The sequence below is a fragment of the Bacillus sp. HMA207 genome (assembly GCF_003402455.1).
Classification (GTDB): Bacteria; Bacillota; Bacilli; order Bacillales; family Bacillaceae_G; genus Bacillus_A; species Bacillus_A cereus.
Genome location: NZ_BEZT01000001.1, coordinates 463,525 through 478,376, shown reverse-complemented (window position 1 = coordinate 478,376; position 14,852 = coordinate 463,525). Strand labels below are relative to the sequence as shown.

Sequence of the window (14,852 nt, the reverse complement as noted above, 5' to 3'; positions counted from 1 at the left end):
TAGCGGAGTTGTCACATACAACCCCGTATTTCCAATTCTTCTTTATATAAAGAAGATATGTATGGAAAGTTGATATAAATATGCCCTCACCTATATATAGATGAGGTTGCATGTTTCATTGTATTCGATAAGAAGGGAAAAAATCCCTTCCTACCGTATATCTTTTACTATGCTATTACAAATTTACTTTTTGTTCAAGAATTGTTGCAATTTTTGTCACCATAATATCAATTGCAACGTGGTTTTGTCCACCTTCAGGGATAATAATATCCGCAAATTTCTTAGAAGGCTCAATAAATTGATTGTGCATTGGACGTACAACATTTACGTACTGATCAATAACTGAATCCATCGTACGACCGCGCTCTTTAATATCACGTTGCATGCGGCGCAGAATACGAAGGTCAGCATCCGTATCAACGAATAATTTAATGTCCATTAACTCGCAAAGACGTGGGTCTTCTAAAATAAGAATTCCTTCTAAAATAATTACATCTTTCGGCTCAACCGGAATAATTTCTTCTGAACGCGTATGCAATGTATAGTCATATACAGGCTTATCAATTTGCTCATATGCAAGCAACTGCTGCAAATGTTCAATTAACAGATCATTATCAAACGCAAGCGGATGATCATAATTTGTTTTTAAACGCTCTTCCATTGGTAAATGGCTTTGATCTTTGTAATAATAATCTTGCTCTAAGATTAAAATAGAATGACCTTTAAAATGGTCAAAAATCGCTTTCGTTACACTCGTTTTACCTGATCCCGAACCACCAGCAATTCCAATTACAACAGGCTTATTCGTCCCCATTCGACTATCACTCTTTCTTATTGAAGTATGCTTTTGCGCATCATATTATTCACATACACTCGTTGATCCACTTTGAATTTCACGATTTGCAACGGATGTCTCGCTGCATCTAATTCGTTTCCATCCTCATCCCAAATTTTCTCCACCGTTTGCGTAAAGTTTTCTATTTCTGGTCCAAAGAACTCCACTTCATGTCCTGGTTTGAAATGATTACGTTGCTCAATCGTTACGATGCCCGTTTCTTCATTATAATCTAACACTAAACCAGCAAAATCATACGTTGTTTTCTTACTATGATTTCCAAACATTTGCTCTTGATGTCCTGGAACCCCTTCAAAGAATGCAGGAGCTGTATCACGATTTGCACATTTATCAAGCTCATCTAACCATTCTTGTTTAAACTCAAAGTTATCTGGATCCGCACAATACGCATCAATTACTTTACGATATACAGTTGCTACAGTCGCTACGTAATGGATTGATTTCATACGTCCTTCTACCTTTAAGCTATCGATTCCGATTTCAATCATTTTTGGAATTGATAAAATTAAATTTAAATCTTTTGGACTCATCGCAAAGTGAGCATCTCCTTCTTGGAATAGAGGAAGCTCTTTTGCATCTTTATGTTGTGATACTGTTTGAACTAAATCATAATCCCAGCGGCAAGATTGGCAACAACCACCACGATTAGAATCACGCGCTGTCATATGGTTACTTAATGTACATCTTCCTGAATATGCGATACACATTGCACCATGGACGAACGCTTCAATTTCAATATCCACTTTTTCTTTAATTTCTTTCATTTCTTCATAGCTTGCTTCACGAGCTAATACAAGACGATGTAAACCTTCTTCTTTCCAATACTGTGCTGCTTTCCAGTTGGATAGTGATTGCTGTGTGCTTAAATGCACCTCAACAGAAGGCGCTACGCGTTTACAAGTCTCAATGATAAGCGGATCAGCAACGATAATTCCCGTTACGCCAGCTTTTTCAATCCCTTTTAAATATTCCTCTAGCCCGTCCATATTTTCATTATGTGCAAAGATATTTGTTGTTACGTATATTTTTGCTCCATACTTCTTTGCAAACTCAACGCCTTCTGCCATTTCTTCTAGCGTAAAGTTACCTGCATTCGAACGAAGACCAAATTCTTGTCCACCTAAATATACAGCATCTGCCCCGTAATGGATAGCTACTTTTAATTTTTCTAAGTTACCCGCAGGGATTAACAGTTCAGGTTTCTTCACAATAACACGTTTGCCATCGATCACTCGTGAAATTTCTTGTACAGTCATTTCCTACACCCTCCTCGTTTAGTAAACCGTTTCTTTAAAGAAGAATCCTGTATCTAACGGACGATTTACTGGTTGCATTTCTTCTATTTCTTTATATAGATCATCTTTCACGTCATAATATGCATCACGATCTTCTACGCATAAATCAATCGCTTGACGATATTTCTTCGTTACTTCAATAATGTATTCAGAGCTTTTTAGTACACCGTCGATTTTTAAGCTATCAACTTCAGCATCGATTAGTTCCTCTAATTCATCGATGAAACAAATGTCGTTCGGACTCATAATGTGAGTACCATTTTCATCTTCATAAATTGGATATTTATTGTTACGCTCTGGGTCATATAAGAACATATTCTCTTCATATTTTTTCTTTTCAATGTCAAGATTACGTCCTTGATACTCAAAGTAGTTTCCTACTAATGAACGCTTCGATTGGAACATACAAGTCATACCGTGAATTTGTACTTCCAGTTCCACTTCAGCATTTTCTTTTAAATCAACAATTTCATCTAAGCTAAGCTCACGAGCTAATACAGCACGCTTTGATCCTCTTTGTCCCCAGTAATTACAAGTGAACCAGTTTGTTGCTGTCGTTTCTGTATTCCAGTGCAACTGCATATTTGGTGCTACTTCACGAACAGCCATTAATACCGCTGGATCTCCGAAAACAATTGCATCTACATTTACTTCGTTTAAAAATGAAACGTAATCTGTTAATTCTTCTACTTTATCGTTGTGGAACATAGCGTTCATGGCTACGTATACTTTCACACCATTTTCATGTGCAATCTTTACAGTTTGTTTTACATCTTCACGTGAAAACTCCCCTGCTAAACGTAAACCAAACTTTTGCTCACCGATCATTACCGCATCTGCTCCTGCTTTCGCAAGTTGTTCGATATCCGCCACCGCTCTTGGCGTTACTAACAATTCAGGTTTCTTCATACCTTGGTCACCCTCTCTTTTTACTAACAGCTACTCCATCACCAATTGGGAAAATCGTTGTATCATATCCTTCATGGTTCATAAGCCACTCATTGTACGTCTTAATACGACGGATTAAACCACGTGTACGTCTGTTTTCAATTTTCTCTTTTGTCGTTACAAGACCGTGGTACATAACATTATCTGAAATAATTACGCCACCAGGATTTAATAACGGTTCATATAAGTCAAAAAAGCGACGATACTGTCCTTTTGCTGCATCAATAAAAATAACGTCAAATGTCCCGTGTTCTTTTACTTGTTCACCTGTCTCTAACGCATCACCGTAAATAACTGAAATACGATCTGTTACTGGGGAACGTTCTATATATTCAAGTGCTTTTTCATATCGCTCACGATTGCGCTCAACTGTCACAATACGTGAATTTGGAATAGCTTGCATCATACGAATACTAGAATAACCGATTGCTGTTCCAAGTTCTAAAATGCTTTTCGGTCCAATTAAACGTAAAAATTGCAGCATAAATTCCATTCCAAGTCGATCCATAATCGGCACATGATTTTCTGTTGCATATTCTTCCATTTCAAGAATTAATTTATCTTTCGGATCAATAAATGATAATAGGTACTCGTTAACTGCATCCTCCATAAATGGTCCTCCTTATTTACATGGAGAAGTGCCTCTATGACGTCTTTTCACACATAGAATGCAATAAAAATACAAGCCAGCTTTATCCTTAGCTTGTACGTCCCGTTTTGATATTAAAAACGATTCTTCTGCCAGTTTTTAACCCGATATATTTTACCACAAAAAAGAGGGATGTGCGACTTTTTTCGCTATCCCTCCCCATTTCACTATTTTTTCGTAATGTATTTTTGCTTTAATGCATTATGCTCTTCTAATGTTTTCGCATAGTACACTTCACCACTTGGTGCAGCTAAGAAATAATAATAATCTGTTTGCGCAGGTTCTAACGCAGCTTCTACTGAATGTTTACCAGAGTTTGCGATCGGCCCTATCGGTAATCCTTTTACAACATACGTATTGTACGGTGAGTTGACCTTTAAATCTTCGTATAATACACGTTGTTTATGCTTTCCAAGTGCATATAATACCGTTGGATCCGTTTGAAGCGGCATACCTTTTGCTAAACGATTATAAAAGACACTAGAGATCTTTTGACGATCTGTAAAACCAGTTGCCTCTTCTTCAATAAGTGAAGATAATGTTAAAAGCTGATGAACATCCCAATTCTTCGCTTTCATTTTCGCCTCATTTTGAACAATGATTGCATTTGTTTTCTCAAGCATTGGAATTACAATTTCTTCTAACGTCGTATCTTTCTTATAAAACGAATACGTTGCAGGATATAAATAACCTTCTAATGGGTATTTAATATTGCTATCAAAGATTTTATCCGTTAATAACTTCGGATACTTTTGCTGCATTTTTTGAATAAATGCTTTATCGTTTAATTGACGCGTAACATCATCTTTATTCCACTTTAGTTCTGTCGCAATCGTTTCTGCAATTTCAGTTACTTGCGCCCCTTCTTTAATCGTCACTTTATAAAGAGCCGGACGATGCACATTGCCAGATGACATTTGTTCGATCACATCTTCAGCATTCATTGAAGGATTTAATAAATATGTACCTGCTTGTAAACTTTTCGATTTAGCCTTTGTATAAAAACTAAAAACTGTACCGTTTTTTACAGCGCCTTTTTCTTCTAAAATTTCTCCAATTTTACTTGTAGATGATCCTTTCGGAATTTCTACTTCAATCTCTTTTTTATTCCCGCTATCAACTGGTCCTAATGCGGATGAAATATACGCATAGACTGAACCACAAACTAAAAGCAGTGCAATAATCGAAAATAAAAAGATGCGTCTACGCTTCTTTTTCACTTGATTCTCTATCAAAACATTTCCTCCTTACTTAATTGTAGACCGTATGTACACCTTTCTATACAGCACGATGTAAAAACGCTAAAAATTCACTTATCTTTTTTAATTGACACTTTATTTTTCTACAATCCGTCTCATTATACTACAAAGACTTACACAGTTTCGACAAAAAATCTTTCATTTTACATATAAATACAAAAAAAGATGGACTGTATGTCGTCCATCTTTTCAGTACTTATTATTCAGCTTCTTGCTCATCAGCTAGAGTGTTGAACATTTCTTGTACCATTTCCCACTCTTCTTCAGATTCGATTGGAAGTAAAGTTCCGCCCTCTTCTTCATTTTGCTCATAAGCCATTGCATCATAAATTTGGTCTCCATCTTCGTCTACTTCACCGATTGGAGAGAAGACTACGTATGATTTTTTTCCAAATTTTTCAGCGTCAAAAGTGAAAATAATTTCACATAAATGTTCGTTACCTTTTTCGTCTACAATTGTAATTTGATTTTCTTCCATTTTGGTCACCTCTTATTTACTATCTAAAAATCCTTGTAAGATTACGACTGCAGCCATCTTATCAATTACTTGCTTTCGCTTCTTACGGCTTACATCGGCTGAAATGAGCAGACGTTCCGCTGCCATTGTTGACAAACGCTCGTCCCACATTACAACGTCTAATTGTAACAGCTCTCGTAGGTTTTCTGCAAATTGTTGGCACGCTTCACCACGCGGGCCAATTGTACCATTCATATTTTTAGGTAAACCTACTACTATCTTGTCCACATTGTACTGCTTTACTAACTCAGAAATACGATCAAAACCAAAGTGACCTCGTTCTTCGTTAATCTTAATTGTTTCTAATCCTTGTGCTGTCCAGCCCATTTCGTCGCTAATTGCAACTCCGACTGTTTTTGTACCTACATCTAAACCTAATATCCGCATAAACTACTCCTCACGATGATGTTTCAAGTAAGACTTCACAAGCTCTTCAATTAACTCATCACGTTCAAGCTTGCGAATGATGCTACGTGCATCTTTATGGCGAGGTATGTATGCTGGGTCTCCACTTAATAAGTAACCGACGATTTGGTTAATCGGATTATAGCCTTTTTCTTGAAGTGCATCATACACAGTTAAAAGTACATCATTTACATGGACACTCTGTTTTTCATCTTGAATGCTAAACTTCATTGTTTTATCAAAACCGTCCATTTCAAGCACCTCACTTATATAGTAAGTATAGGGAGAAGAACTTCTCCTCTCCCTACCATTGTACACTACTATCTCTTTATTTTGAAACAGATTTAACGTACTCTTGTACAAATGCTAAAGCTTCTTCGACTTGAGCTGGGTTTTTACCGCCTGCTTGTGCCATATCAGGACGGCCGCCACCGCCACCGCCGCAACGAGAAGCTACTTCTTTCACAAGTTTACCAGCATGGTAACCTTGGCTAATTAAGTCTTTCGTTACACCTGCTAGGATGTTTACTTTATCGTCATTAACAGACGCTAATACAACAACTGCTGACTCTAATTTATTTTTCAAGTCATCCATCATCGTACGTAAGTTGTTCATATCTGCAACATTTACTTTCGCTGCTAATACATTCACACCATCAACTGTCATTACAGAATCAGTTAAGTTTCCAGCTTCGATATTGCTTAATTTCGCAGCAAGAGATTCATTTTCTTTTTGCAGTTGTTTCACTTCAGCAAATAGACCATCAACTCTTGTTAAAATATCTTTCGGATTTGTTTTCATTTTTCCTGCTGCTTCTTTTAATAAACCTACTTGATCGTTCATTAATTCGTATGCAGACTTACCAGTTACTGCTTCAATACGACGAGTTCCTGCACCGATACCAGACTCAGCAACGATTTTGAAAATACCGATAGAAGCTGTATTTTCAACGTGACAACCACCACAAAGCTCTAAGCTGTAATCGCCAACTTGTACAACGCGTACAACATCTCCGTACTTTTCACCGAATAATGCCATTGCGCCCATTTCTTTCGCTTCTTCGATTGCTTTTTGAGAAATCTCAACATCAATACTTTCCCAAATTTTCTCGTTTACCATACGCTCAATTTTTTCTAATTCGTCAGCTTGTACTTGACCGAAGTGAGAGAAGTCAAAGCGTAGACGTTCAGAAGTTACAAGAGAACCTGCTTGGTTAACGTGTGTTCCAAGTACGTCTTTTAATGCTTGGTGTAGTAAATGAGTTGCTGTATGATTTTTTACAACGCTACTACGATTTTTCGTATCGATAATAGCTTTTACAGCCGCATCTTTCGTTAATGTTCCTTCTTCAACAACAACTTTATGCAAGTTTTGGCCGTTTGGTGCTTTTTGTACGTCTTTTACAAGAACTTTCACGCCATCAGCAAGAAGGTAACCACGGTCTGCAATTTGTCCACCGCTCTCAGCATAGAATGGTGTTACATCAAGAATTAACTGTCCTTCTTCACCAGCTTGTAAGCTGTCTGTGTATTCGCCATTTTTCACAAGTGCAACAACGTTACTTTCTGTTGCAACTGTACCGTAACCAACGAATTCGCTCGCTACTTTAATTTCTCCAAGGACACCACCTTGAACTTGCATAGAATCAACGTCTTGACGAGCAGCACGTGCACGCTCACGTTGTTTTTCCATTTCATTTTCAAAGCCTTCATGATCAACTGTCATGCCAGCTTCTTCTGCATATTCTTCTGTTAATTCAATTGGGAAACCGTATGTGTCATATAGACGGAACGCATCTACTCCAGAAATAACAGTTGTTTTTTCTTCTTTTGCTTTTGCAATTACTTCAGCTAAAATTGCTTCACCATCATGAAGTGTTTCGTGGAAACGCTCTTCTTCGTTCTTCACAACTTTCGCAATGAAATCTTTCTTTTCAAGTACTTCTGGATAGAAGTCTTTCATTACTTCTCCAACAACCGGTACTAATTCAAACATAAATGGACGATTGATGTTTAATTTCTTCGAATAACGAACAGCGCGGCGTAATAAACGACGTAATACATAACCACGGCCTTCGTTAGATGGAAGAGCACCGTCACCAACAGCGAATGTTACTGTACGGATATGGTCAGCAATTACTTTGAATGCCATATCTTTTTCTAAATCGCCATTACGATATTTTTCACCAGAAATTGTTTCTGTTGCACCAATCATCGGCATGAATAGGTCTGTATCGAAGTTTGTAGGCACATCTTGAACGATAGATGTCATACGCTCTAGACCCATCCCTGTATCAATGTTTTTCTTAGGAAGTGGTGTATATGAACCGTCTGGATTATGGTTAAATTGAGAGAATACAAGGTTCCATACTTCTAAGTAACGCTCGTTTTCTCCGCCTGGATATAATTCTGGGTCACTAAAGTCATTACCGTAGGCTTCTCCGCGGTCATAGAAAATCTCTGTATTCGGTCCACTTGGTCCTTCACCAATATCCCAGAAGTTTTCTTCTAAGCGAATAATACGCTCTTTTGGAACGCCCATTTTCTCATTCCAAATTGTGAATGCTTCTTCATCTTCTGGATGGATTGTAACTGATAGTAATTCTTTATCGAATCCGATCCATTTGTCGCTCGTTAAGAATTCCCAAGCCCATGTAATTGCTTCTTCTTTGAAGTAATCACCAATTGAGAAATTTCCTAACATTTCAAAGAATGTATGGTGACGAGCTGTTTTCCCTACGTTTTCAATATCGTTTGTACGAATTGATTTTTGAGCATTTGTAATACGTGGATTTTGTGGGATTACACGTCCATCAAAATATTTTTTTAATGTAGCTACACCACTATTAATCCATAGAAGAGATGGATCTTCATGCGGAACTAGTGATGCACTAGGTTCTACTGCATGTCCTTTTTCTTGGAAAAAGTCTAAAAACATTTGACGAATTTGTGCGCCTGTTAGTTGTTTCATTGTATTTTCCTCCTTAAATATAAAAAACTCCCGTCCCTATAAAAGGGACGAGAGTTAACTCGCGATACCACCCTAATTATGAATTGATTACAATAACAATCAATTCATCACCTCATGGTGCCGTAACGTGGCAAGACGGCAGTGATTAGCTGCTCTCAGGATTAGCTTTCTGTTACCCTTCATTTAAAGCTTCTTTCAGCCATATGGAAGCTTCTCTCTATAAATGGACTGTAACGTACTTGTTCCGTCATTGATTTAATGTATTATATGACTAAATATAATAGAATTCTCTTAAGTTTGTCAATGTAGATAATCATTTATATTGGATTAATTACTTATTAATCATAAGTATTCTACTATTCATTCTTAACAGCCTTTTCATATAGTATGCATTTATTAATAAATCGGAATCTCCTTATAAGAATAATTTATAAAAATTTCTAAATATTACTTTTTTTGTTATAATTAAATTATTGTTAATAAAATAAAGGAGCGATCACAATGACAACCTTACTTAGCAAAGCTAAAAACATATTAGCGACTGACGAAACGATATTATTTTACGCAGCATGTTCATTAGACATATTTATTTATCGTTCCGTCGCAAGGCCAGGAATGCTAATTTTAACGAACAAAAGGCTATTCTTTTATGGGCCAGATGTAAGTAAGAATCCAATATTTGAAGAGTACTCTTTCGCAAAAATTTCTAATCTAAAAGAACAAAAGCGGCTTTTCAACAATCAAATTGTATTTATGTATGATAACGAATGGAAAAAAATAAAACATATTCAAACAAATGATGTGAGCTCCCTCGTTCAAAAGATACACGAGCAGCTTTCTAAATAAATATATGATTAGCCCTCTATTTCTTACATAGAGGGCTTCTATACTTACACATCTTCTTTTTTCAAGAGCGGTCTCACATGAACAATGACAGTGCGAATAACTGCTAAAATCGGAACCGATATTAGCAATCCTACAATCCCAGCTACCTCTCCCCCAACTAGTAAGGCAAGCATAATAATAACGGGATGCATACGAAGTGACTTACCAACGATGTAAGGCGATAAAATGTTACTCTCCACAAATTGCAAAATCGCAATTGTAATCCCCGCCTTAATAAGTAAACTCGTTGATACTGTTGCTGCAATCATTAACGTCGGGATTGCTCCTAAAATAGGACCGAAGTACGGGATTATATCCGTTACCCCAATAATAATGCCAAGCAATAATGGATATTTCATACCGATAAACCAAAAGGAAAGAGCTGATACTCCCCCTAATACTAAACAAACAAATAACTGTCCTCGAATATAACTTCCAAGTGATTTATCAATTTCTTTCGCAAGCATTTGCCCCGTACCTCGCCATTTACTTGGGACTAGTTTCCAAAAGATATGATAAAACTCACCATAATCTTTTAATATGTAAAATACAATGAACGGTATTAAGAAAATAATGAGCAATGAATCGAGTACACCACGAGCTGTACTCATCACTTTATTTAAAAGCGCTTGAATCTTCGTTTCCACACCCACAAAAAGTTGTTTCACCTTTTCATGAATGAACGAAGGGAAATTCGCCGTTTGTTCTGTAACGCCATCCATCCACGAATCGTACATTTTTGTAAACTGCGGAAATTGTTCATTAATCTCTTGTAACTGTTTAATAACGACTGGTGTTCCTTTATAAATCCCATAACCAATTCCGCCAAAGAAAAGGATATAAATGAGCAAAATGGCAAGTGTACGGGGCATCCCTTCCTTATGAATTTTTTCAATTAAAGGGTGCAATAAATACGCAATAAAACACGCGATAAGAAACGGCGTGATTGCTACTTTAAATACAAAAATAATCGGTGCCCATAGCGGCTTAATTTTTAAAAAGACGAGCAGACAAAGAAAAACAAGTAACAATAATCCTAAACGATATATCCAAATGATTTTAAGATTCTTCACATGAAAAACCTCCTCCACCTTTATTTTGAAAATAAATGGGGTAGGTTATGTGCGAAACTTTTAAAATCTTTTCATACGGACCATACTGTTTTTTAAAGACGTACATATAAATAACATAACAAGGACAACCACCCCTGAGAATACAGCATGAATTAATATAATCAGGAGGGCTAATTATGGTTTTGTTTATGCTTGGATTATCAGCACTTTTTATGATTCTTGAATGGATTTGTATCGGGTTCGGTATTTGGAAGGGGTTCTTTATTCATTCCTCACGTAAAGAAAAAGCGAAGCAATTATGGCAGTATGGAATACTTGGCGTTGGCTGCTACGGTCTATCTTATCTTTTCTCAGAGATCGGACTTTTTTATTTGCATATGGGTGCATAAAAAAACTCCCTTGTCTACAAGGGAGTTTTTCACTTTATCGAAATGATTATAAGTAAGACTTAATCATCTTACGTGCTTTTTTCATATTGCGTTTTGAAAATACATCTTGCTTACGAGCATATTGATATGCTGCAGCTCCAACACCTAATGCGATTAATGAATTGCGTAGATTCAAAGTAAATCCCCCTTTTCGTTATCCGATCGTTCTTTCATTCTCATCAAATAAATCATCAAGAGAGCTTAGTGAACCATCTTCCTCAACTTGATGCGTATGGATTTTCCCCTTTGAAACCGATAATTCGATATAACAATTCCAGCAATAAAATTGGTTGACACCTATTTTTCCAATGTCTTTCCCTTTGCAATTTGGACAAATAAACATATGGCTTTCATCTCCTTACAGTCTCCCAGATTCTATTCGCCATTATGTCCAAACTGCATTCATTTATACATTTTACTGGAGCCTTTCAACGCTATGCGTTTGAAAGTTTCACTATATAATTTCACCTTGTTACATGAAATCATACGGTGAAATGTTTTCCACGTCCATTTCCTCGCCATTAACTGTGACCATCTGTACTTCTCCTTGTGATTCTTGCAAGCGACTAGCTAAGGTTGTTTGACGCATTGCATCATCAAGGCGATTTACACCAGATTGGAAAGCTGCTTCCTCTCCGCAAATAATAAGGAACTTCTTACTTCTTGTAATGCCCGTGTAAATTAAATTACGACGTAACATACGGTTGTAACTTTTCACGATTGGCATAATAACAATCGGAAATTCACTACCTTGTGATTTATGAATGGAACAACAATATGCATGCGTAATTTGATTTAAATCGGGCTTCGTATACGTTACCTCAATTCCATCAAATGAAACGATAATCATATCTTGTTGCTCAACGTTTTCTTTCGCATAAAACACCGAAACAATTTCCCCAATATCACCATTAAACACTTGGCTCTCCGGCTGATTCACGAGTTGCAGTACTTTATCGCCTCTTCGGTACACAACATCACCGTAAGCAATTTCTTTACTCTTTTCCCTCTTCGGATTAAATACTTGTTGCAGCGCTTCGTTTAATACATTAATACCAGCAGGCCCGCGGTACATCGGTGCTAATACTTGTACATCTCTTGCGCTAAAGCCTTTTGTTTTAGCATTTTCACAAACTTTTTTCACAACCTCAACAATTTGAGCTCCTGTACAGCCGATAAATGAACGATCTTTTTGATTTTGTGCTAAATCTGGTGGTAGAGTTCCATTTTTTATCGCATGGGCAAGTTGAATCACTGATGAGCCTTCCGCTTGACGATAAATTTCAGTAAGCTTCACTGTCGGAACTGCGCCTGCATTTAATAAATCTTTTAATACTTGTCCAGGTCCTACAGATGGCAACTGATCTTCATCACCTACAACGATAACTTGAATGTTCGTCGGCAACGACTTAAATAGCTGATTTGCAAGCCAAATATCAACCATTGAAAATTCATCGATAATAAGGAGCTTACCTTGGACAGGATCCGTTTCATTACGCTGGAAAGATCCTTCTGGCGTCCAACCAAGTAAACGGTGAATTGTGCAAGCTGGAAGTCCTGTCGATTCACTCATCCGCTTCGCTGCTCTTCCTGTTGGAGCTGTTAATAGTATTGGAAATGGATTATCATCACTGTATTCATTCGGATTTAACGATAACCCGTGTAGTGATGCATACATTTCAACAATCCCTTTAATAACTGTTGTTTTCCCTGTTCCTGGTCCACCTGTCAATAACATCATCGGTTTATGAAGTGCCGTTTGAATTGCTTCTTGCTGAAACGGTGCATATTGTACGTTCAGTTGTTCTTCAATTTCACCTAACGTTTTTAACACTTCTGCTTCTGGAAATGAAGGTGTTTCTTCTTGATTCATAAGCCTGCGAATAGACTTTACAACACCTTTCTCAGAGTAGAATAACGTTGCTAAATACACTCGTTCTTCTTCTATGATGACTTTCCCTTCACTTTGCATCGTTTCAATACAACCTATAATATCTTCCTCAGTCACTCTTCCTTCTTGATTGTTTAAAAGTGACATCGTTTCTCTTACAAGTTGATCTTTCCTCATATAAACGTGACCAAGTTGTAATGAGACATTCTCTAATGTGTAAAAACATCCTGCGCGTACACGGTCGTCATGATTACCCGATATCCCTAACGCACGCCCTATATCATCCGCTCTTCCAAAACCAATCCCGTCCACTTCTTCGATAAGTTGATACGGATTATTACGAATCACTTCTAATGTCATCTCTTTATATTGCTGGTAAATCTTAATAGAAAGTTTCGTTCCAAAACCGTAGCCATTTAAAAAGCTCATTACTTTCTCTAGCCCTTGATGTTCAACAATTGTCTCATATATTTCCTGAGCCTTTTGTTTATTAACAACACCATTTAATGCCTCAGGGTCATCCATAATTTTAGAAATAGCATGTTCTCCGAGATGGTCCACAATTTTTTCAGCTGTACGCTTTCCTATCCCTTTAAATAAATCACTCGCTAAATATTGCACCATACCTGCTTTTGTTTGCGGCAATTCTTTTTTAAATGTTTCAACCATATATTGTTTTCCATACTTTGGATGGTCCTTAAAATGACCTGTCAATGTAAACACTTCATCTTCATGCATGCGGGGAAAATGACCGTTTATCATTACTTTCTTTTCGTCATACGTTTCATTCGTTTCAATGACTTTCATACTGACAACGGAATAGAGGTTTTCTTCGTTGTGGAAAATGGTATGAAGAACTTGCGCTTTTATAAACTTTTTCTCTTCCTCAAACAAATCCATTGCATGTTGATTTCCCATTTTTCCTCTCCTTTCCGGTATTTTCACTTTAATGAGCAGTACATCCCCCACCTTTTTAGATGAGGGATAACTACCCATTAAACTATATTTTTATCTTATTCAGCTTCTTGCTCTAATAAACGAACGCCATTACCCGCTAAAAAGTGATCTGGCTGAATTTCAATTGCTTTCTTAAATAAAGCGAGAGCCTTCTCATTATTTTCCTCAAATACGTACGCAACACCTAAATTGTAATACGCATCTGCATGCTCCTCATCCATTTCTAATACCTTTTCAAAATAAGGTTTCGCCTCTTGAACGTGTTCTAATCGCGCGAAGCAAAGTCCGCACTGGAATACAGCTTCTACATCGTTTTCATCTAATTCTGTTGCTCTTTGTAAGAATGGTAGTGCAAGACGATCATTTCCAAGCTGTACATGTGTGATACCTAACATAAATGTTACATCAGCTGATTGTAATCCAGCTTGCATTGCTTGTTCAAATACAGCTTTCGCTTCAGTAAATTGCTCTTGGCCATAATATACATTTCCTAAACCATAATAGGCTGCTGCAGATTTATCATCTAACTCTAGTGCACGTTTATAAAATAAAATCGCTCGCTCGCTATCACCTAATACGTCTAATAAATTTGCAAAATTAATGTACCCAAGCGCATCTTTCGGATTTTCTTCGATTGCTTCTGTAAAATTTTTAGCTGCTTCTTCCCAGTTTCCTTCTTGCATATATTGAATACCTGTTTCAAGTTTGTTTGACATGT

The 14,852-nt window shown here is 37.0% G+C and carries 16 protein-coding genes and 1 other annotated feature; of the genes, 2 read left to right on the top strand and 14 right to left on the bottom strand.

Annotated features, from left to right (window positions below):
- Window positions 1-175 precede the first annotated feature (175 nt).
- The 9 genes from udk to alaS form a co-directional block, all read right to left on the bottom strand.
- The gene (udk, locus tag HMAS_RS02585; RefSeq protein ID WP_000537078.1) at window positions 176-814 is read right to left on the bottom strand and encodes a uridine kinase; all 639 of its coding nucleotides are present in this window, start codon (window positions 812-814) and stop codon (window positions 176-178) included.
- A gap of 17 nt (window positions 815-831) precedes the next feature.
- The gene (locus HMAS_RS02580) at window positions 832-2,112 is read right to left on the bottom strand and encodes a peptidase U32 family protein (RefSeq protein ID WP_000217974.1); all 1,281 of its coding nucleotides are present in this window, start codon (window positions 2,110-2,112) and stop codon (window positions 832-834) included.
- An 18-nt stretch (window positions 2,113-2,130) separates the two neighbouring features.
- The gene (locus HMAS_RS02575) at window positions 2,131-3,060 is read right to left on the bottom strand and encodes a peptidase U32 family protein (RefSeq protein WP_000742811.1); all 930 of its coding nucleotides are present in this window, start codon (window positions 3,058-3,060) and stop codon (window positions 2,131-2,133) included.
- Window positions 3,061-3,067: 7 nt separating this feature from the next.
- Complete coding sequence (locus HMAS_RS02570) at window positions 3,068-3,709, bottom strand: O-methyltransferase (protein WP_000389102.1); 642 nt, start codon at window positions 3,707-3,709, stop codon at window positions 3,068-3,070.
- Window positions 3,710-3,915: 206 nt separating this feature from the next.
- The gene (gene mltG / locus HMAS_RS02565; RefSeq protein ID WP_000572136.1) at window positions 3,916-4,983 is read right to left on the bottom strand and encodes an endolytic transglycosylase MltG; all 1,068 of its coding nucleotides are present in this window, start codon (window positions 4,981-4,983) and stop codon (window positions 3,916-3,918) included.
- Between the two features lie 223 nt (window positions 4,984-5,206).
- A complete protein-coding gene (locus HMAS_RS02560) occupies window positions 5,207-5,485 on the bottom strand; it encodes a DUF1292 domain-containing protein (protein WP_000392247.1) in 279 nt (92 codons plus the stop codon).
- 12 nt (window positions 5,486-5,497) lie between these two features.
- Window positions 5,498-5,911 carry a Holliday junction resolvase RuvX gene (gene ruvX, locus HMAS_RS02555; RefSeq protein ID WP_001221193.1) on the bottom strand — a complete coding sequence of 138 codons (414 nt, stop codon included), beginning with the start codon at window positions 5,909-5,911 and terminating at the stop codon, window positions 5,498-5,500.
- A gap of 3 nt (window positions 5,912-5,914) precedes the next feature.
- Entirely contained in the window at window positions 5,915-6,181 is a 267-nt protein-coding gene (locus tag HMAS_RS02550; protein ID WP_000348590.1) for an IreB family regulatory phosphoprotein, read from the bottom strand.
- 76 nt (window positions 6,182-6,257) lie between these two features.
- Window positions 6,258-8,900, bottom strand: coding sequence for an alanine--tRNA ligase (alaS, locus tag HMAS_RS02545; RefSeq protein WP_025709763.1), 2,643 nt, complete (start codon window positions 8,898-8,900; stop codon window positions 6,258-6,260).
- Window positions 8,901-8,940: 40 nt separating this feature from the next.
- Window positions 8,941-9,160 (bottom strand) — a binding site (T-box leader).
- Between the two features lie 241 nt (window positions 9,161-9,401).
- Between alaS and HMAS_RS02540 the strand changes: the two genes are divergently transcribed.
- On the top strand, window positions 9,402-9,746 hold the full coding sequence (locus tag HMAS_RS02540; RefSeq protein WP_000209584.1) for a PH domain-containing protein: 345 nt from the start codon (window positions 9,402-9,404) through the stop codon (window positions 9,744-9,746).
- A gap of 44 nt (window positions 9,747-9,790) precedes the next feature.
- Here HMAS_RS02540 and HMAS_RS02535 read toward each other — a convergent pair whose 3' ends face one another.
- Window positions 9,791-10,858: an AI-2E family transporter gene (locus HMAS_RS02535; protein ID WP_000793128.1), complete on the bottom strand. Its 1,068-nt coding sequence runs from the start codon at window positions 10,856-10,858 to the stop codon at window positions 9,791-9,793.
- Window positions 10,859-11,034: 176 nt separating this feature from the next.
- On the opposite strand from HMAS_RS02535, the gene HMAS_RS02530 reads away from it, so the two are divergent.
- The gene (locus HMAS_RS02530; protein WP_000242535.1) at window positions 11,035-11,247 is read left to right on the top strand and encodes a hypothetical protein; all 213 of its coding nucleotides are present in this window, start codon (window positions 11,035-11,037) and stop codon (window positions 11,245-11,247) included.
- Window positions 11,248-11,293: 46 nt separating this feature from the next.
- On the opposite strand, the gene HMAS_RS02525 is transcribed toward HMAS_RS02530, so the two are convergent.
- From HMAS_RS02525 to HMAS_RS02510, 4 genes are all read right to left on the bottom strand, one after another.
- The gene (locus tag HMAS_RS02525; protein WP_001053553.1) at window positions 11,294-11,422 is read right to left on the bottom strand and encodes a YrzQ family protein; all 129 of its coding nucleotides are present in this window, start codon (window positions 11,420-11,422) and stop codon (window positions 11,294-11,296) included.
- 18 nt (window positions 11,423-11,440) lie between these two features.
- Window positions 11,441-11,629 (bottom strand): hypothetical protein, encoded by a 189-nt coding sequence (locus HMAS_RS02520; RefSeq protein WP_000469281.1) that lies wholly within the window; start codon window positions 11,627-11,629, stop codon window positions 11,441-11,443.
- A 129-nt stretch (window positions 11,630-11,758) separates the two neighbouring features.
- Window positions 11,759-14,095 (bottom strand): ATP-dependent RecD-like DNA helicase, encoded by a 2,337-nt coding sequence (locus HMAS_RS02515; protein ID WP_000528086.1) that lies wholly within the window; start codon window positions 14,093-14,095, stop codon window positions 11,759-11,761.
- A 95-nt stretch (window positions 14,096-14,190) separates the two neighbouring features.
- Window positions 14,191-14,850, bottom strand: a complete 660-nt coding sequence (locus HMAS_RS02510; protein WP_000066407.1) for a tetratricopeptide repeat protein — start codon at window positions 14,848-14,850, stop codon at window positions 14,191-14,193.
- Between the last annotated feature and the right edge of the window lie 2 nt (window positions 14,851-14,852).